Genomic DNA, 19,025 nt, shown 5'->3' with positions numbered 1-19,025 from the left:
AAGTTCAATTAGCTTGTTGAGATGCAGATCCGATTTCAGATTCCGTTTCGATTTCAGAGTAAGTTCCCGTTTCCGTTCTCGAGCTATTTTGTGGAAGAACCAGATCATTTTCGCTGCTCCCTAAATGAGCTTTCACTTGCATATATGCAAAATCTCCATGATTGCTACTTTTTTGACTCCATAATGAGACAAGCAAAGAGACGATAAATCCAATTGGAATGGAAATAATCCCTGGATACTGAAGTGGGAAAAGAGGTTCGGCACGGATGATTCCATCGATAGGATTCATAAAGGTAGGACTAATCACAGCTAACAGTAATGAAGAAATTAATCCACTCATGCTTCCAACGATAGCCCCTTTTTCAGTGTAACGGGACCAATAAAAACTAAGTAGTATGATAGGTAATAGCGATGAGGCTGCTACGGTAAAAGCAAATGAGACGACAAAAGCAGCATTAAGTTGTTTAGAAGATACAGCTAATAGAGTCGAAATAACTCCAACAGCAATGGCAGAAATTTTAGCAGCATACATTTGTTGTTTTTCAGTAGCAATTCCTTTTCGTAGCATAACCGTATAGATATCATGAGCAAATGCAGAAGAACCACTAAGCACTAATCCCGTAACCACTGCTAAGATGGTTGCAAAAGCGACTGCCGACATGAATGCCATCCAAAAATTCCCCCCAAGAGCAAGTGCCAGTAATGGAGCTGCTAGATTGCCATTATCTCCAGCGGATAATAACTGGTCTGGACCAACTAAAAGGGAAGCACCAAGACCTAAGACAACTGTCATTAAGTAAAAGCCTCCAATAATAAAAACGGCAGTGATTACAGATTGTCGAGAGGCTTTAGCATTGGATACGGTATAAAAGCGAGTAACAATATGTGGTAGTCCAGATGTCCCAAGTAATAAGGCTAGATAAAGAGAGAATGTATCGCTTGACTGTGAAAACATATGGCCAGCTTCCAAAAGCTGTTCAGTAGAGGTGCTGGTCTTGGACACTTGTTCAAATAATGTTAGTAGGCTCCAATCAAAGCGGGCAAGAACCATGAGACAAAGCATCAAGGTACCAAAGAGAAGAAGCACACTTTTCACAATTTGAATCCATGAGGTGGCAACCATTCCGCCAATGACAACAAAGACTGTCATTAATAATCCAATCACCATTACAGCTACTTCATAAGGTAAATCGAGCAAAAGGAAAATAAGCGCCCCTGCACCCACAAGTTGTGCCATCATATAAATGATTGTCAGAATGAGCGTGGTTAACGCAATCATCCCTCTAAGGCGTAAGGTTGGAAAACGGACTGCAATTGAATCAGCTAGCGTATATCGCCCTAAATTATGCATCGGCTCTGCAATCAACAGTAGGATAATAAGATAAGAACAGAAGAATCCAATTGCATAAAAGAATCCATCAAAACCATATAACGCGATCATTCCTGTAATCCCCAAAAAGGAAGCAGCACTGACAAAATCCCCGGCGATAGCAAAGCCATTTTGCAACCCACTCAGCCGATTTCCTGCTGCATAAAAATCATTTGTACTGGTTGTCCGCTTACTGGCAGAGAAGGTAATAGCTAACGTGCCAATAATAATGGCTGCAAAAAAGAAGAATCCTGTCATATCACAATGTGGCTCCTTTTCGTATGATGAAAAATGTTAGTTTAATTGATGGAGAAAAAGCTGACACCAAAATGGCGTTCAGCTTTTCCAGGTATACGAACGTTTTTTCTGGACAATAACCTAAGAGAAATAGAAAGGCAGAACAGAACCTTACGCTGTTTCGCTATCTTTCATACCTGTGTTCGCTTTAACATAGATTTCATCAAATTTGGCGTGATCTTGTTTTTTGGAGAGATATGTCCCCAAGAAGGCTGCAAGGAAACCGAGCGGAATGGAGATGATACCTGGATTCGTTAAAGAAATGAGCGGTTCTCCCACCAAAATGGCTTTTCCTTCAGGACCCCATACATTAGGGCTGATTGCAACAAGGATGAGACAGCTAAATAACCCGACTAACATACCTGTAACAGCCCCAGCCGTATTAAAGCGGCGCCAGAAAATAGTGAGTAGTATAACTGGTAGATTAGCACTTGCCGCTACTGCGAAGGCAAGAGCTACGAGGAAAGCAACATTCATTTTTTGTGCAAACAATGACAGGATGATAGATATGATTGCCACCCCAACAGAAGCCCAACGAGCGGTTTTCATCTGTTCTTTTTCTGTTACCTTACCCTTGCGAACGATATGTGTATAGAAGTCATGAGCAAAAGCGGAAGCAGCAGATAGAACGAGTCCAGCAACAACTGCAAGAATCGTGGCAAAGGCAACTGCGGATACAAAGGCAAACAGGAAGTCACCACCCAATGCTTTAGCTAAGAGAGGGGCAGCCATGTTTCCACCTTTGTCTGCAGCTAAAATTCCTTCGTGTCCAACCAGATAAGCGGCACCAAACCCGAGGAAGATCGTCATTACATAAAAGATTCCGATGATCCAGGTAGCAGTGACAACGGAACTGCGTGCGGTTGGTGCATCCTTTACAGTGAAAAAGCGAATAAGAATATGAGGAAGTCCTGCTGTTCCAAGTACGAGAGCAAGATTAAGAGAAATGGTATCAAGTCCATTTTTAAATTTGTTGCCAGACTCCAAGAACATATCTCCTAGTGGAGTAGCTGTCCGCATATGTTCAAACATGGCAGCGAAATTAAAGTCAAATTTGGCAAAAACCATCACGGAAATGATGAATGTACCAGCCATGAGAAGTATTGCTTTAATAATTTGAACCCAGCTAGTAGCAGTCATTCCGCCAAATACAACATAGATGGTCATCAAGGTGCCTACGATCAATACTGAAGTAGTGAAATCTAAATTGAGCAACAGCTTGATAAGACCACCTGCACCTACAAGCTGAGCAATCATGTAAAAAATACTGATCGTCATGGTATTAAGTGCTGCGACACCACGAATGCGTTTATCGTTAAAACGGGCTGCAATCATATCAGCTAGCGTATATTTTCCCAGATTTCGAAGAGGTTCTGCTACCAGATATAAAACCACAAGATAAGCAACTAGGAATCCAATACTATAGAAAAAGCCATCGAAGCCGAATAGAGCAATCATTCCGGCAATTCCCAGGAATGAAGCGGCAGACATGTAATCTCCTGCGATCGCCCACCCATTTTGCCATCCAGTCAAACCGCCACCTGCTGTATAAAATTCACTGGTGGTGTTTGTTCTTTTCGATGCGTAATAAGTAACAACCAGGGTACCGACTACGATTATGAGGAACAAGCTAAAGGCGAGAATGTTCATAGTCCAACTCCTCCTTTTCTTGCTTCCTGTTTAATCTCTTCTACAATAACATCGAACTTTTTAGCCTTGTTGGAATACAGCATGCACAAGCTCCAGGTCATGATAAATTGTGCAAATCCAAGTAGCCATGCCCAGGTAATAGCCCCGATAGCCGGTTGATTAATAGTAGGAAAGTATGATGTCATGATGGGTAACAAAAAATAAAAGATGAAGAAGAAAATCGTCAAAGGTAGTACAAATGAGTTTTTCTGTTTCATTAATCGTTTGAATTTTTCTGATTGAACGATAGCTGAGTAATCAATAGATTGTCCTGATTTCTTCGATTGGCCATCTTTAACGGACATACGATCCCTCCTAATGAAAGCGCTTTACTACACTCCATGATTATACGTAAAATTACGAAAAATTAGTTAAATGTGTAGTAAATGGTAGAAAATCGTGTCTATTTTGTAAGGATAGCTCCCTGTTTGGTAAGAGATAGTGAGCGTAGGCCTGGATGAAAAATCAGAGCAATCTATTACATTTAACTATGAAATTGTCGTAAAAACTCTTTTGCGGATGCACGTGAGACAGGTATCTGTGCTCGTTGCTGATTTTTCATGACAAGGTTATATGTACCGTTAAACCAGGGGATTACTTCCAGAACATGATGCAAGTTCACCAAATAACTGCGATGAATGCGAAAGAAGGCATAATCATGCAGTTTTTCCTCTAATTGTTGCAGCGTCATTTTGCTCGAGTATGTTTTAGAAACGGTATGAATTTGAACGGCTCGTTCCTCACGTACTGCAAATAAGATAGTTTGAGGATCAATTACATACATACGCTGGTTCTCCTCGACCAGTAATTTGGATACCTTGGGGAGAAGTGAGGGGGAGTTCTTTTTTCCATCCTCGTCATCGGATTCATGTTGTGGCAGAGATATTGAGGTGATTTGATTCATTTCGTTCATTCGCTGCCTAATTCTTGTTAATGTTTCACGTAGACGAAGATGATCATAAGGTTTTAATAAATAGTCAATCGCATGTATTCGAAAGGCTTCCACTGCATAATCCTCGTGAGCGGTTGAGAACACGAGCAAGGGAGATTTAGGACGAGCTCTTAACATACGTGCAGCCTGAATACCGTACATTTCAGGCATATGAATATCAAGAAAGACAACATCAGGCTGATGCTCTTCTACGAGGAGCAGTAATTCCTGACCTGTTGAAGCAGAAGGAAGGATCTCGATATCCTCTTCCTGTGAGAGGAGATAGTGAAGCTCTTCTCTAGCTAAACGTTCGTCCTCCGCAACCATAATTCTAATTACCATCAAGACACCCTTCCTTTTTGGCCGGAGACAGGAATATAAAAAGTAGTTCTGGAACCGCCTTCGGTTTTATTTTCAATATGTAACTTGGCAGTAGCTCCTAAAAGATTGATTAGACGTTGATTGACATTATATACGCCGATCCCATTACCAGAGCTATGTTCCAATGGATAAGTTCCCAATTGTTGCAAAAGAGCAGGAGGTATACCAGTTCCATTATCTTCAATAGAGATACGTGCCGATCCGTTTTGCTGAAGAACCGTAAGAATTATGATACCACCATGAGTCTTTTCCCTTAAACCATGGTGAATACAATTCTCTATTAATGGTTGTAGGGTAGAGGGAGGGATAAATATCTCTTCCAAATTAGCATCCAGGTTTAATTGGATACTAAACTGATCATCAAATCGAATTTGAATGATCTCTAAAAAAGCACGCAAATGATCTAGTTCTTGTTGAAGGGTAACAAGCTTGGAATCAGTTATTTTTAAATTAAGCCGCATGAATGTTCCAAGCTGAACAGTTACATGTCGTGCCTGATCTGGATTCAGTCGTATTAATGTGACGATTGAATTTAATGTATTGAATAAAAAGTGTGGATTTATTTGAGCCTGTAATAAGCGTAATTCTGCATCCTTCATCAAATGAACAAGCTGTTCCGTCCGTGCAGCACTCATTTGATAAGAAATCAAGCTGCCAAGACCTTTAGCTAATTCCTCCTCAATTTTACGTATCTGCTGTGGACGTCGAAAATAGAGTATGATTAGACCTGCTGTTTTATCAGATACTGAAAAGGGAACGATGATTCCAGCGTGAAGACCACAAGAACATTGATGACAACCAAGCTGTTCGCGTCTATTTGTCACTCGCATTTCTTGTGTTTGCATGACTTCTTGAATCAGCGGAGTAAATTGTAATTCACCTGGTGTATGATAGGAAGAGCCTTGTCCGACATGAGCCAACACTTGTGTGTTATTTGAAACAGAAACCGCAGAAACCTTACATTCTCGTAATAAAATTTTTGCCGTGACCAGTGCAGTTTCCTGTGTTAAACCTTGTTTTAGATGAGGCAGGATATATTCAGCAATTGTAAAAGAGCTTGCTGTGGCTAATACAGCAGAGCGTTCTTCTTCTTTCAAGGCAAGATGGATCATTGCTGTAAAAATGGCTATTGCAATGCTGTTCGTAAAGACCATAGGTATACCTACTTGATCCACTAAAAATATGGCATTATTTTTTGGGCTCGCACCAACCAAAATAAAGCCCATCTGTAAAATTGGAGCAAACATCCCGATGAAAAGTGCTTTTGATGGAGAAATAACTCGCTCTTGGGAAAAAAAACGAGCAATGAAACCCGCTAATAAACCAATGAAGGGAAGAGAGAGAGCTACCGGCGCGGAGATAAAGCCTCCCAATTGAAAATAATGAGTCGCTGAAATTATACCCGCGCCAGCACCGACCATGGGACCTCCGAGTAAACCCCCAATAACAACACCTACAGAGGTTGAGTTGGCAATAGCTTGGTCGTTACTCAACGAATGAATCCAGAAGGCAGGCATGGGTTGTCCCTGATCAATCATTACTCCTGCGTATGTTCCTGCTATTCCGAATAATCCGAATAATAACGAGAAAACAAGTGCAATGTGAAACCTGATTTCCCGGTCAAGCAACTGACGGAACAAGGGAATACGTGTCAGTATAAATGTGAGGAGCAGTAAAAGACCCATCCGTTCCACTAATAGAAGCGTTAATTGTTCCAAGGATTTTTCATCCTTCCTAAAAAATCTTCCCTCCTTATTATACAACTATTATCAATACTGGAAATTATTTATTCATAAACAGCCGCTTTTTTTATTTTTTCAAAAGTTTTTGGACCAATGCCAGGAATTTTGCGCAGATCTTCTAATTTGGTAAAACCGTGTTGTTCCCGATAAACAAGAATTTCCTCAGCGCGAGTAGGTCCAATCCCTGGTAGCTTCATAATCTCTTCTTTGGTTGCAGTACGTATATTTATAGGCGCTGGACCAGATGATGTGTCTCCATTCGGTGAAGGTTGCTGGCCGGATATAGTTGGTATGCTATTTGTAGCAGGAGTTGGAGTTATCACCATTGATTGTCCATTGACAGTTTTTTGGTCCTTACGATCTGGAACAAACAAGATCATGCCATCCGTTAATTTTTGTGCAAGATTAACTTGCAGGGTATTGGCAGAAGGTAAGAATCCTCCAGCCCGTTCAATAGCATGTGAAACACGTTCATTCTGTTGGAACTGATACATTCCAGGATTTTTAACCGAACCCTTTATATCAATATAATATGTAGAGGAGTCTTTCGTATTTATCCCAGCAGAGCTAACCCCGGTTTTAGTAGAATCCTCAACTTTAGATTGAGATTGTTGAAATGGCTGTACTTTCAAGTCGGGACTTACTTCCTCAGTCCGTTCACCAGAAGTTACGGATTTTGCAAAAGAATAGGATGACGCTTCAGCTTCTGTTGAATAAGAGATTGGCAATAGATCATTAGATGTGCTTGCATTTGATAAAGGATAAAGCCAAAGGCTGATGATCACAAAAAGGACGCATCCTACTATCATCAACCACTTGCGATAACGCTCCCAAAAATCATACAACATGTACATCCTTCCTCTCCATTAAATCTCCTGCTATCAGGCTAATAAAAGACAGAGCTAAGCGCAAAAAAACCTTTCATATTGCTAGAAATACTAGCAATTATGAAAGGTTCGTATGATTGATCAAACATACTATTGAGCAATACTGCTCTCATTTTCATGAGCATTTTTTTGACGACGAAGCTCTACAGAAGGGCTTACATACTGTTGAAAGTTATACTTCTGTTCAATAAAGATCTGATGCCATAGCATAAAGATCAGAATCGTCCAGATCTTACGGCTGTAATCACCATGACCTTCCTTGTGTTCGTCCAGTATGTAAAGAACATATGCTTTATTAATCAGGTGGTCAACCTTAGCTTCAAAGATAAGCTCTTTTGCCCATTTATAGAAGTCGTTTTTCAACCATTCACGTGTTGGAACCGGGAAACCCAGCTTCGGACGCATTTTGATTTCAGGTGGTAAAAAGTCTTTCATTGCTTCACGCAAAACATGCTTGGTTGTGCCTTCAGCAATTTTGTATTTGGTTGGGATAGTAGCAGCAAACTCAAATACTTTAGGATCGATGAACGGTACGCGTAATTCAAGTGAATTAGCCATCGTCATTTTATCTGCTTTCATAAGAATGTTTCCACGTAGCCAAGTATGAATATCAAGATATTGCATTTTGGTTACGTCGTCATATCCTTGCACTCGTTTATAGATTTTTTCTGTGATGGAGAATGGAGATATGTAATTTTCCATGTGCTTGATGTTTTCCATCACTACTTTCTCTTTAAGCTCCTCATTAAAGATCAGAGCGTTTCCGAAAAAGCGTTCTTCTACCGTTTTTGAACCACGGATGAGGAAGTTTCTTCCTTTAATATTTTCAGGCAAATGTTCTGCCATTCCACGCATTGAAGATCTCATCCATCCAGGCATGTTTTTGAACATACGCAAGGAATGAGGTTCACGATAAATGTTATAACCACCGAAAAACTCATCAGCACCTTCACCAGACAGTACGACCGTTACATGCTGGCTAGCCAGTTCAGCAACGAAGTATAGCAATATTGCAGATGGATCGGCTACAGGTTCATCCTGATGCCAAACGAGGCGAGGTAACTCCTGTAAATATCTTTCTGCATTCATGATTACTTCATGATGTTCTGTTCCGTGATGAATAGCTGTACGTTTTGCATATTCCAGCTCACTGTATCCAGGGATGTCTGAACCAATAGAGAACGTTTTGACCGGTTCAAACTTGCGAAGCATTCCAACGATACTACTGGAATCAACACCAGAAGAAAGGAAAGCACCACGAGGCACTTCACTGACACGATGTTTGTCTACAGAGTCGAGTAAGATGGAGCGAGTTCCTTCCACAAAGTAGGAGAATGGTTTGCTCTCATCCGGTTCAAAGTTAACATCCCAATACTGTTCGATTGTAATCTTGTCATCTTTGACTACAAAAGAGTGACCTGGTGGAATTCGATAGATTCCTTCGAACATCGTCTCAGGATCGGGTACGTATTGGAAAGTTAAATAATGATAAAATCCTTGTTGATTGACTGCTCGGTTAAAACCTGGTAGTTCTAGGATGCTTTTAATTTCACTTGCGATCGCAATCGTATTTTCGGTTTCCGTATAATAGAGAGGCTTGATCCCGAAATGGTCACGAGCCCCAAATAGCAGTCGCTTACGACTATCATAAATCGTAAACCCGAACATACCACGTAACTTTTTGGGAGCGTCCATACCTACTTCTTCATACAAATGTAGGATGGTCTCAATATCGGAGTCCGTGCGAAATACATGGCCTAAATCTTTTAGCCAATTTTGTAGCTCTTTGTAGTTATATACTTCACCATTACCGATAATCCAAATATCTTTATTTTCGTTATATAAAGGTTGATGTCCTCCAGCAACGTCGATGATACTAAGGCGACGGAAACCAAGAGCGATATTATCCTCCACATGGAATCCATCATCATCAGGACCGCGGTGCATAATCACATCGGTCATCTTTTTAATCGTTTCGAGTTGAGCAGGAGCATTATGTTTTTGAAAGAACGAAACAATTCCACACATTTATTATAGACTCTTCCTCTCACAGGGTGGTCCCCTGAAAATACACTATCTTAATCTAACATGGAATGGGTAGTTACGCAATGTGACTGATACCCGTTTCCAAGGCTATTCCAAATGTATCCATTCCATCGGTTCGATGAAATATTGGTTAAATTCACTTGTGTATGCTTTACGGAATACAACGCGAGTCACGCCAGCTTGATTCAACCTTTTTGTGCAGTTTTCACAAGGCTCATGAGTTACATAAGCTGTTGCACCAGGTAAATCTTCACGCCTTGCATGTAAAATAGCATTTTCTTCAGCATGAAGAGTTCTGATACATCTACCTTCTTTTAATAGACATCCAACATCCGTACAATGAGGGTGACCGTGAATAGAACCGTTGTAGCCAGTAGATACAATATGATTGCGATTAACAATAACGCATCCTACTTGCAGACGGTTGCAAGTGGCACGTGTAGCCACCTCTTCAGCCAAGTCTAAATAGTACTGATCCCACGTTTTTCTCATATTTTTCACCTCTGTCCTATCGAAAAGAAAAAACACATTCTTGTAGCGATACAGTATAGAAATTACTAGTTTAACATTCATTATACTATAGTGTAGTCAAAAACTGCTCAGTCGAACGCCAAATCACATAGAGCTATGCGCGACTAGTATGTGACGGGGCTGAGATCAGTTTTTTTGTCCGTTCGTACCCTTTTATACTTCTTCGTAAGGGATGAATGGGGGATCGGATAGAATGGCATGGCATAGATGGTTTATTATCTGCCTACTTTATATGGGTGGTCTCATACTTGGGGATTGGATTCGTCTTCCATTTATTTTACTAATGTTTTGCGTGATTGTTCTTACCATTTTTTTCATGAAAAAAATGAGTAATAAAGGTAACATTTTGGCAGGAGCGTTCGTTGTCTTATTAGGTGTTGTGTATTTTAACTGGTACGATAATCAACACGATTCACTCCTGTATGAAATAGTTGAGGAGCCAACGACGGCAATCGTAACGGGTATGATTGATTCGGGCGTAAAAAGAGATGGAGATATCGTTACTTTTTATGCACGTCTGAATGGATGGTGCATACAAAATAAATGTTCCGCTAGCAGTGAGCGTGTCTCATTCAGATTAAAACTAGATCAAGAAAATGAGATACCCATTGTGGAAGGCTATCAAATTGGTCAACAGTTTCAAGGCGAGGTAACGATTCAACGTCCTGATCCCGCAAGAAATCCACATGCATTTGATTATGCAAGATATTTACATTGGCAAGCGGTGCATGTCGTAGCTGAGTCAAAATGTGAATCGATCAGAATAATCGGGACTACTAGCGATTGGCGCACTTTTTTTGAAAACTGGCAAAAAAATGAGGCCGGGTTACTTCAAAATCTTTTTCAAGATAAAGAAATAGGTGGCTTTTTTCTATCATTGATTCTAGGATTGCAAGATGAGGTGGAGCCTGAGCTACAAACTGTTTATTCTGATTTAGGGCTTGTGCATGTAATTGCAATATCTGGTCTTCACATCACCATATTAACGGGTTGCTTACTCCTGGTGTTTGAGAAAGTAGGTCTTTCTAAAAAAAGTAGTTACGTGATTGCAGCCTGCTCTGTACTCTTATATGTTGGGCTTGCAGGGGCAAGTGCATCGGCTGTACGATCAGGGCTAATGGGTTCGATTGGACTAATGGCAAGATCTCGCGAAAAGTCTCTTGAAGGGCTTCAACTACTTGGACTATCAGGGCTTAGCATGTTACTCTATAATCCCTATCAATTGTGGCATATTGGATTTCAATTGTCTTTTGGGGTAACGGCAGGCTTGCTGCTACTAGTTCCTTTATGTATGCAGGTAGTTTGGATCAGACCAGCATGGTTTCGGGCGGCATTGGGTGTTCCTGTTATCTCTCAACTAGTCTCTTTTCCCGTTATCATCTATACATTTCATATAAATTCTCCTCTGTCATGGATCGTGAATTTTTTGTTTGTTCCTCTGTATTCTTTTATAGTTTTACCACTGGGATATACCATACTTTTCCTGGGAAACATTCATCCGGTTTTAACAACGATTCCGATCCTTCTGGCAGAGTTTATGTTAACATGGTTACATATTCTGCTTTCCCATGTACATACATGGCTGGTTCCTTTTACCCATTGGCCGCATCCGACAATATGGTGGCTAGCGGTATACAGCTTAGTAGTTATTGCGATAGGTATGTGGTGGAATAAGGGGTATCATCGCAAAAAAGATATCGTCCTCTATTCCCTACTCATGTTACTATTGCTGGTGGCAGCGAGACAGCCCTTTTCCAATGTTAATCAGGTCAAGATCACTGTTCTTGACGTGGGACAAGGAGATTCTATAGTAGTTGAGATAGGTAACCATAAGACATATCTGATAGACGTAGGAGGGACGATTTCTTTTCCAAAGAAAGAGTGGCAAAAGAGGCGGGACCCCTTTGAAGTGGGTAAAGATATAGTATTACCTTCGCTTCGAACATTGGGAATCGAGCGGATAGACCATTTGATTCTGACGCATAACGATCACGATCATGTAGGTGGATTACCTGCCATTCTTCCTTATTTTCGAATAGGTGCAGTCTTGCTAAATGGACAGAAACCAGCCGAAGAGAAAGAATGGAACCAGGCATTACGTGATAAAAAAACGGATCTTTTGACGGGTTATGCTACCGCGGAGTGGAATGACGGCGATGAGATAACGTGGACCTGGCTTTCGCCTGATCCCACTCAACATAGTGAATCCGAAAATAATGCATCTATTGTTCTATTGCTGGAAGCATATGGAACCCGAGTTCTTTTTACTGGTGATTTGGAAGAGCAGGGAGAAGCAGATTTGCTCAAAAAATACCAGTTGCCAAAAATTGATATCCTGAAGATTGGTCATCACGGGAGTAAAACATCGACAACAGCTCCATTTTTACAAAAATTGGACCCTAACGTCGCATTAATTTCTGTTGGAAGAAACAATCGGTACAAACATCCGTCGCAAGAAGTAGTGGATCGCATACAGAAATCTGGTATCCAATTATTTAGGACGGATAGACATGGTGCTATTACGGTGACGATTGATCCAACAGGATATCAGATTATTTCACAACTAATTCAAAATTGAAGAACGATAACAATAAAGAAGACTGCAACTTTCAGAAGTTCGTCATCGTCTGTAGGAAGGAGAGAGCGCTGATGAATGAAGCTGACCTGATTAAACGGGCACAATCTGGTGATCACGAAGCTTTGGTAGAATTGCTACGCTCAATCGAGAACTCTGTATACCGGAGCGCTTTCTATATCCTTGGCAACGAGCACGACGCTATGGATGCAGCCCAAGAAGCGCTGCTACGAGTTTACCGGAAGATTGACACCTTTCAGGAAAAAGCGAAGTTTTCCACATGGGTGCAACGAATCGTCAGTAACATTTGTATGGACCGCTTTCGCGCAAAAAAGGAGACCCTCTCCATTGATGAATATGAGCTAACCCTCACTGACAAACAAAATGTAGAGGAAGCGATCCTGCTACAAGATATGTCAGAGGATATACATCGCGCGATTGCAAAATTACCGGAGCATTATCGAACAGTAGTCGTGCTCCGTTATCTGCAGGATCTCTCATATCAAGAGATTGCTGATTTGTTAAATGTACCGCTTAATACTGTAAAATCGTATCTATTTCGGGCAAGGCAACAATTGCAGAATCTCTTGCAAGAATATCAGAAGGGGGGGATAAGAGGATGACGCAGGAAGAAATTTATGACTTGATGCAAAGGGACTTGGATCATGATTTATCAGATGTAGAAAAGCAAACCTTGCAATATTATTTGGCTAATAATCCTAATTTTATGCTTCAATATGAACGATTGAAAAAAGTATCATCTCAGTTAGAAGATCTACCTATGGTTACACCGCCCTTTAGTTTGGTCGATGCGATCTTGCCTCAACTGGAGCAATCCAAGAGAACCCCTGCTACACAAAATGCACCACCTGTTCTTGCACGCCTAGAGTTGAAGCAGCCAAAAGCAGACAAGCCAAAAGAACGGCGACGTTTTCCTGTGTGGGCTGCCAAAATGGGTAGCGGTGTTGCAGCTGCCTGTATGGTAGTAAGCTTGTTCGTCATAACGAATCAGAATGATAGAACAGGAACAACTACTTCAGGTGGATCGCAAGGCGGTGGTCAAGTTGCTGGCACGGTGGTCTTACCGAGTGAGGAACTACTTGCTGTTAATAAGCCAGACAAAAAGCAAGAGTCTGGCGATAATAAGCAAAAGGAAGAACAGGAAACCAAGAAAGATCCGAAGAAAGACACACAACAGAAACCAGCACATGAAGCTAATGGTTCGACTGGTTCAGATGGTGAGAAATCACCTGCCAAAGAGGACCCTGCTAGTAAACCTGACTCAGATAAAGAGGTAGCAATTGCGGACCTTCCTGGAAACAAAGGGGAGGCAGGATTACCAACAGATAAGCAACCATTGGATATACTTGACATTGCTAAATCTCAGAAGCCAAAGAATCCAGCAGCTACCAATTCAAACTCAGAATCAGAAAAGATGCTTGGTCTTTTCCCAGATCAGCAGAAAAAATATGAGCAACTTGATGCGGAAGGCAAAAAAAAGGCACTTGAATTAGCGTTGAAAGAGCTGGAAAAATTCCTGGAGAAGAATCCAAATCTTGAGTTTGACAAAGATCAGAAAGAGCTGGAACAGGTTGTAGAAGACGCGATTGAATCAGCTTTGGAAGAACAGAAGAAACGGGAGCAAGAAATAAAGCAGGAATCAATACCTCAACAAAACAAAGATAAAGAAGATAACAAGGAAGATAAAAAAGAATCAGAGAAAGAAACTGAAAAGCAGGAAATACATGCTGGATCAAACGAGTAGAAGAAAAAATGAAGCGTAGTTGGTCATGGGGTGAATTATATCGGGCTATGTAAGATCTCCCATTTTTTTGACAAACAAGCACCATTTTCTTTCTGTTGCGTAGTATATGGTATCAAGCACCCCCTGCTTCCCGTAGAGAGAGAAAGCAACCGGGGCTTTCTCTCTTGCGTTTACATAAAAGCGATGCTTGGTATAACCACGACAAAGGGCTGGTCGTGGTTTTTTGGCGTTTTCATTTGATTAGATCATATAGGTTGGGATGAGTACATAAATAAAGTTGGCAGAAAAACTGGTTATCGTTATCAAAATAGGACCATGAAAGCAAGTAATACCAATATACACATAATGTAAAATATGGTACTTTTAAGATGTTCCTAACTTTTTCTTGGGGAGAGTGTTTCCAATTAAAAAGGTAATGATCTCTATTATGCTAATCTTATTAGGCATTACCATATTATGTTTCATGATGGGTAAAATGATGCTTGGATATTTTTTTGTATTTCTGCTGATTACCATCATTACTGCATTAAGCCAGATGTATAGTACAGATGCGGCCATTTATTTAGATAAAAAGGGTATGAATACCCATTATGATAAATGGAAAGATGAATAAGGAAAAGCCATAAAGATGCATGTCAGGCAGGTAATCTCGTTCCATGTTATAATGAATAAATGAAATTGGTTCGGTAATAAAGGAGAGATTATCATGCCGGTACGTGCGGCGATGAGGGATATTAAGGAGAAGCGCTTTGCTCCTATTTATGTATTATATGGGGCTGAATCCTACTTGAAAGAAGAGTTCATCAAGCTGCTTCGTAAAGAGATGGTTGACCCAACCTACGCTGATTTAAATTATGGGGTATATGATTGTGCCGAGACTCCTCTTGAAGATATTGTGGTTGAAGCAAATACTTTGCCATTTTTAGCCGATTACAGGCTGCTTATCGCAGATAATGCGTACTTCTTGACAGGGGCAAAGCCTCCATCAAAAGTGGAACACAACATCGATTCGCTGATGGACTATCTACAGAATCCATCACCAAGCAGTTCGTTGATACTTCATGTACAGGCAGACAAGCTGGACGAACGGAAAAAACTAACCAAACAGCTTCATCAACGAGCGCTGGTCCTGCCATTCCAGCCATTACGAGATCAAGATCTATATGCGTGGGTGGAGCGTACGGCAAAGCGATACGACGCTCACATTGAGCGAGAGAACACCATGCTCTTAACGGATAGACTTGGGAATGAATTGAGACTTTTGGTAAAAGAGATTGAGAAGATGTCCCTTTATGTAAAAAGTGGCGATAAACCAGGAGAAATTACGGAAGAGACCATTCGGTTACTGGCCTCTCGTTCCCTTGAGCAGGATGTTTTTTCATTGGTGGAATCTGTAGTCTTGGGCAAGCAGCAGGATGCCTACCGCACCATGTACGACTGTTTCAAAATGGGAGAGGAGCCGATCAAGCTGTTGGCTCTTTTATCCAGACAGTTTCGCATGCTTCTTCATGTGAAGATGTGGGCACCGCGAGGATACACGCAGCAACAACTAGCCACCATGCTTAAGGTCCATCCGTTTGCCGTTAAAAAGGCCATGGAGCAGGCGAAGCATTTTTCGGAAAATAGTTTGCGTAATCTGCTTGCAATCCTGGCAGAAGAAGATTTTCGGATGAAATCAGGACAGACAGACAAGCGCCTTGCCTTAGAAATGTTTATCTCTAAGGTAGCGATGGAACTAAACAAGGTACAATAAAAAAATTTATATCAGAGAGTTATCGAAGAAGCGAGTTTACCCTGCATATTTTCATTCATAATGCGGGGACTTCTCGCTATTTTTGCATATAGTAAGAAAAACTTCTATGGAAGTCTTTCTAAGAAGCCGGTTCTTCTATAGTGGATGTTTTTCATGCGTATCAGGATGAGAAGCTCGGCAGTTTATACTTTCTGATACAGTAAAAAAACCCTGCGAACCAAATGGTTTGCGGGGTTTTTAGCCTGCTTACATATCTTTATGCATTATGCAGAAAGAACGTTAAGTTTTTTCATCAGGCGAGATTTTTGACGATTAGCTGCGTTTTTATGAATAAGACCTTTCGTAGCAGCCTTGTCAAGCTTCTTAACAGCTACGATAAGGGTAGTTTTAGCTAATTCAACGTCATTAGCAAGAACCGCTTTTTCAAAGTTCTTGACAGTTGTACGCAAGTCAGACTTTTGGGAAGTGCGAAGTGCACGACGTTTTTCGATAGTCTTCGTACGTTTGATAGCGGATTTAATGTTTGGCATACTTTCACCTCCTTAAAGCAGTAAAAAACCAATAGCAAAAGAAATGCAACAAATAGTATTTTAGCACGGGGTTTATCCATTTGCAAGAAATGATTTTGAGAATAAAAACGGAAGAAGCATGCAACCTACTACTAGGAAATAGATAAGGAGGTATTTTAAGTATGAGCGAAATCCATAATATTGACTTGTCCGTTTATAATATCCGCACAGATTTGGCAGTTGAGGCACATGAATTGGCACGTGAACAAAATCAAAGTGATCTTCCAGGTGTGTTCTTATCGGTAGATGGGAGTCAGTCGGGGATCACGGTCACACGTGTTCAAGTGGAAAATGAAGAAGCTGGAAAGCAAATTGGCAAGGTACCTGGGCGTTATGTCACGATAGAAGTACCCAAATTACGCGATAACGATACAGAGCTTGAGGCGGTAGTAGCCCAGAGATTTGCTGAAGAAATTGCTAGATTCTTGAAAGATCTGGGCATTACAGAAGATAAGAAAGCACTAGTAGTAGGTCTTGGAAACTGGAATGTTACACCAGACGCACTGGGTCCCATGGTGGTTGAGAATTTGCTAGTTACCAGACATTTGTTTGAACTGGCACCTGAATCAGTTGAAGAAGGATATAGAGAAGTAAGCGCACTCTCGCCTGGGGTATTAGGGATCACCGGTATTGAAACAAGCGAGATCGTCTTCGGGGTAGTGGAGAAAAGCAAACCAGATTTTGTTATCGCCATTGATGCCCTTGCTTCCCGTGCCCTTCACAGAGTAAATACTACGATTCAAATTGCTGATACAGGAATTCACCCGGGATCTGGGGTAGGTAACAAGCGTAAGTCAATTGATCAGAAAACCCTAGGGATTCCTGTCATTTCGATCGGGGTTCCCACAGTTGTTTTTGCTTCTACCATTGTAAATGACGCGATTACCTATTTAATGGGACACTTTAACCAGACAATGAAGGAGAGTAAGCGAGCCTTTAACCGACTGACAGCAAGTGAGATTCCTGAAAGAAAAGAGCCTTATACAGAAGAGGATTTACCTGATATGGAAGCAAGAGGGACGTTTATGGGGCTAGTCGGACAGTTGCCAGATGAGGAAAAAAGACAGTTAATTCATGAGGTATTGCGACCGTTAGGGCAAGACTTGGTTGTTACTCCAAAAGAAGTAGATGATTTTATGGAAGGTATCTCCAATGTAGTAGCTACTGGATTAAACCAAGCGTTGCACCCGGCAGTCTCGAAAGAAAACGCAGCTTCCTATACTCACTAGATTGTAAGAGAAAATGAGAGGGTGTTCGTTCTATCTACTCTATGACCGGCATAGTATAAGGTATTAGGAGCCGAAAGTCAGAGGAGGAAGAGAGAGTATGGGCACCCTTTTACAACGTTATTTTTTACTGCTATCCCTAGGAACAGCCGTGTTATTCGTCATGATTAGTCTGTTGATCGTTCAAACGAGCCAACGAGATTTACTATACTCAAGCAGTATTAGTAGAGCTGCATCCAATTTGCCAGGTACGATGCTACTGGATGTGATGGGAATGGAAATCCCTGCCCTGCATAAAACGGTACAAGCACAAGGAGAACCGGAAAAATCTACGGTTTCGAGCTTTTTCTTTCAATTAGCTACGGGGATATATCCCGGAGATTTGCGGAGTCTGTTGGGCAGAGAAATTCCTGGAATCTTGACGTATGAGGATGCACGGATTATCGTTCCAGGACAGGGGTTGGAGTTAAAAGATCTGTTCGTGGAATCAGCAGCACCTCATGGTGAAATAGACACAGGAAAACAAGAGGTACTGCCGCCCGTTACCAAACCTGGACCTCCTAATGAAGATAAAAAACCGCATGTAACTCCGCCAGCCATTAAAAATGTATTTGTCTATACAACTCATAATCGGGAATCATGGAGTAATGTAGAAGGAATAACAAAAGATGTACAACATCCCAAAACAAATATTTCATTAGTTAGTGAACGTCTAGGTACGAAGCTGAATGAAAAAGGAATAGGTTCATTGGTGAATCAAAGTGATATCATACAGCAATTAGTTGACCAGAATAAATTATACCCACTTGCCTATGCTGAGTCGTTCAAATCTGTGAAAGAGGCAGCCAAGAGCAATCCATCTTTGCAGTATTATTTTGATATACATCGGGATGCTGACATACCTCGTAAGAAAACAGCCGTAACCATTAATGGAAAAACTTACGCCAGAATCATGTTTGTAATCGGGACAGGAAACCGAAAATATAAGGAAAATGAAAAACTGGCAGTAGAGCTAAACAAGCTAGTGGAAGAGAAATACCCAGGTCTATCAAGAGGTGTGATAGCAAGAGGAATAAAAGATGGTGATGGAGAGTATAATCAGTCCTTCTCTTCGGGTAGTCTATTACTAGAGTTTGGCGGGACTAACAACACATTGCAGGAAGTATACAGCACAGCAGATGCATTTGCAGAGGTTTTTGCAGATTACTATATGCAAGCGGAGAAGGTAAGTAAGGAGCAACCGTCAGCTAACGGTACAAGGTAG

General features: G+C 41.1%; 16 protein-coding genes. 7 read left to right on the top strand and 9 right to left on the bottom strand.

Annotation, left to right across the window (positions count from 1 at the left end; genetic code table 11):
* Nucleotides 1-4: 4 nt before the first annotated feature.
* From LM917_RS00445 to LM917_RS00410, 8 genes are all read right to left on the bottom strand, one after another.
* Complete coding sequence (locus LM917_RS00445) at nt 5-1,627, bottom strand: solute symporter family protein (protein WP_232695426.1); 1,623 nt, start codon at nt 1,625-1,627, stop codon at nt 5-7.
* 150 nt (nt 1,628-1,777) lie between these two features.
* On the bottom strand, nt 1,778-3,316 hold the full coding sequence (locus LM917_RS00440) for a solute symporter family protein (RefSeq protein WP_232695425.1): 1,539 nt from the start codon (nt 3,314-3,316) through the stop codon (nt 1,778-1,780).
* Entirely contained in the window at nt 3,313-3,660 is a 348-nt protein-coding gene (locus LM917_RS00435) for a DUF485 domain-containing protein (RefSeq protein ID WP_232695424.1), read from the bottom strand. Before LM917_RS00435 ends, LM917_RS00440 begins: the two co-directional genes overlap by 4 nt.
* A 179-nt stretch (nt 3,661-3,839) precedes the next feature.
* On the bottom strand, nt 3,840-4,628 hold the full coding sequence (locus tag LM917_RS00430) for a LytR/AlgR family response regulator transcription factor (protein ID WP_232695423.1): 789 nt from the start codon (nt 4,626-4,628) through the stop codon (nt 3,840-3,842).
* Nucleotides 4,628-6,385, bottom strand: a complete 1,758-nt coding sequence (locus LM917_RS00425; protein ID WP_232695422.1) for a LytS/YhcK type 5TM receptor domain-containing protein — start codon at nt 6,383-6,385, stop codon at nt 4,628-4,630. The genes LM917_RS00430 and LM917_RS00425 overlap by 1 nt, the downstream gene beginning before the upstream one ends.
* A 68-nt stretch (nt 6,386-6,453) precedes the next feature.
* Nucleotides 6,454-7,257, bottom strand: a complete 804-nt coding sequence (locus LM917_RS00420; protein WP_232695421.1) for a helix-hairpin-helix domain-containing protein — start codon at nt 7,255-7,257, stop codon at nt 6,454-6,456.
* 129 nt (nt 7,258-7,386) lie between these two features.
* On the bottom strand, nt 7,387-9,324 hold the full coding sequence (gene asnB, locus LM917_RS00415; RefSeq protein WP_232695420.1) for an asparagine synthase (glutamine-hydrolyzing): 1,938 nt from the start codon (nt 9,322-9,324) through the stop codon (nt 7,387-7,389).
* A gap of 105 nt (nt 9,325-9,429) precedes the next feature.
* Nucleotides 9,430-9,834, bottom strand: a complete 405-nt coding sequence (locus LM917_RS00410) for a deoxycytidylate deaminase (RefSeq protein WP_232695419.1) — start codon at nt 9,832-9,834, stop codon at nt 9,430-9,432.
* A gap of 232 nt (nt 9,835-10,066) precedes the next feature.
* On the opposite strand from LM917_RS00410, the gene LM917_RS00405 reads away from it, so the two are divergent.
* The 5 genes from LM917_RS00405 to holA all read left to right on the top strand — a co-directional run bounded on the left by LM917_RS00405 (nt 10,067) and on the right by holA (nt 15,966).
* A complete protein-coding gene (locus LM917_RS00405; protein ID WP_232695418.1) occupies nt 10,067-12,451 on the top strand; it encodes a DNA internalization-related competence protein ComEC/Rec2 in 2,385 nt (794 codons plus the stop codon).
* Nucleotides 12,452-12,522: 71 nt separating this feature from the next.
* Nucleotides 12,523-13,071 carry an RNA polymerase sigma factor gene (locus tag LM917_RS00400; protein ID WP_232695417.1) on the top strand — a complete coding sequence of 183 codons (549 nt, stop codon included), beginning with the start codon at nt 12,523-12,525 and terminating at the stop codon, nt 13,069-13,071.
* Entirely contained in the window at nt 13,068-14,213 is a 1,146-nt protein-coding gene (locus LM917_RS00395; RefSeq protein ID WP_232695416.1) for an anti-sigma factor family protein, read from the top strand. Before LM917_RS00400 ends, LM917_RS00395 begins: the two co-directional genes overlap by 4 nt.
* Nucleotides 14,214-14,607: 394 nt before the next feature.
* Nucleotides 14,608-14,826, top strand: a complete 219-nt coding sequence (locus LM917_RS00390) for a hypothetical protein (protein WP_232695415.1) — start codon at nt 14,608-14,610, stop codon at nt 14,824-14,826.
* Nucleotides 14,827-14,919: 93 nt separating this feature from the next.
* Nucleotides 14,920-15,966 carry a DNA polymerase III subunit delta gene (holA, locus tag LM917_RS00385; RefSeq protein WP_232695414.1) on the top strand — a complete coding sequence of 349 codons (1,047 nt, stop codon included), beginning with the start codon at nt 14,920-14,922 and terminating at the stop codon, nt 15,964-15,966.
* Between the two features lie 263 nt (nt 15,967-16,229).
* On the opposite strand, the gene rpsT is transcribed toward holA, so the two are convergent.
* Nucleotides 16,230-16,496, bottom strand: coding sequence for a 30S ribosomal protein S20 (gene rpsT / locus LM917_RS00380; RefSeq protein WP_232695413.1), 267 nt, complete (start codon nt 16,494-16,496; stop codon nt 16,230-16,232).
* A 161-nt stretch (nt 16,497-16,657) separates the two neighbouring features.
* Here rpsT and gpr point away from each other — a divergent pair, with 161 nt between their 5' ends.
* Nucleotides 16,658-17,764: a GPR endopeptidase gene (gene gpr, locus LM917_RS00375; protein WP_232695412.1), complete on the top strand. Its 1,107-nt coding sequence runs from the start codon at nt 16,658-16,660 to the stop codon at nt 17,762-17,764.
* Nucleotides 17,765-17,861: 97 nt separating this feature from the next.
* Nucleotides 17,862-19,025 carry a stage II sporulation protein P gene (spoIIP, locus tag LM917_RS00370; RefSeq protein ID WP_232695411.1) on the top strand — a complete coding sequence of 388 codons (1,164 nt, stop codon included), beginning with the start codon at nt 17,862-17,864 and terminating at the stop codon, nt 19,023-19,025.

Source organism: Brevibacillus daliensis (genome assembly GCF_021245735.1).
Taxonomy (GTDB): Bacteria; Bacillota; Bacilli; order Brevibacillales; family Brevibacillaceae; genus Brevibacillus_B; species Brevibacillus_B daliensis.
This window is presented reverse-complemented; position numbering and strand designations above follow the sequence as displayed.

Bases quoted from the DNA above. Each gene is read 5' to 3' on its own strand.
- LM917_RS00445 (WP_232695426.1), bottom strand. From the start codon at position 1,627: ATGACAGGATTCTTCTTTTTTGCAGCCATTATTATTGGCACGTTAGCT.
- LM917_RS00440 (WP_232695425.1), bottom strand. From the start codon at position 3,316: ATGAACATTCTCGCCTTTAGCTTGTTCCTCATAATCGTAGTCGGTACC.
- LM917_RS00435 (WP_232695424.1), bottom strand. From the start codon at position 3,660: ATGTCCGTTAAAGATGGCCAATCGAAGAAATCAGGACAATCTATTGAT.
- LM917_RS00430 (WP_232695423.1), bottom strand. From the start codon at position 4,628: ATGGTAATTAGAATTATGGTTGCGGAGGACGAACGTTTAGCTAGAGAA.
- LM917_RS00420 (WP_232695421.1), bottom strand. From the start codon at position 7,257: ATGTTGTATGATTTTTGGGAGCGTTATCGCAAGTGGTTGATGATAGTA.
- asnB (WP_232695420.1), bottom strand. From the start codon at position 9,324: ATGTGTGGAATTGTTTCGTTCTTTCAAAAACATAATGCTCCTGCTCAA.
- LM917_RS00410 (WP_232695419.1), bottom strand. From the start codon at position 9,834: ATGAGAAAAACGTGGGATCAGTACTATTTAGACTTGGCTGAAGAGGTG.
- LM917_RS00405 (WP_232695418.1), top strand. From the start codon at position 10,067: ATGGCATGGCATAGATGGTTTATTATCTGCCTACTTTATATGGGTGGT.
- LM917_RS00400 (WP_232695417.1), top strand. From the start codon at position 12,523: ATGAATGAAGCTGACCTGATTAAACGGGCACAATCTGGTGATCACGAA.
- LM917_RS00395 (WP_232695416.1), top strand. From the start codon at position 13,068: ATGACGCAGGAAGAAATTTATGACTTGATGCAAAGGGACTTGGATCAT.
- holA (WP_232695414.1), top strand. From the start codon at position 14,920: ATGCCGGTACGTGCGGCGATGAGGGATATTAAGGAGAAGCGCTTTGCT.
- rpsT (WP_232695413.1), bottom strand. From the start codon at position 16,496: ATGCCAAACATTAAATCCGCTATCAAACGTACGAAGACTATCGAAAAA.
- gpr (WP_232695412.1), top strand. From the start codon at position 16,658: ATGAGCGAAATCCATAATATTGACTTGTCCGTTTATAATATCCGCACA.
- spoIIP (WP_232695411.1), top strand. From the start codon at position 17,862: ATGGGCACCCTTTTACAACGTTATTTTTTACTGCTATCCCTAGGAACA.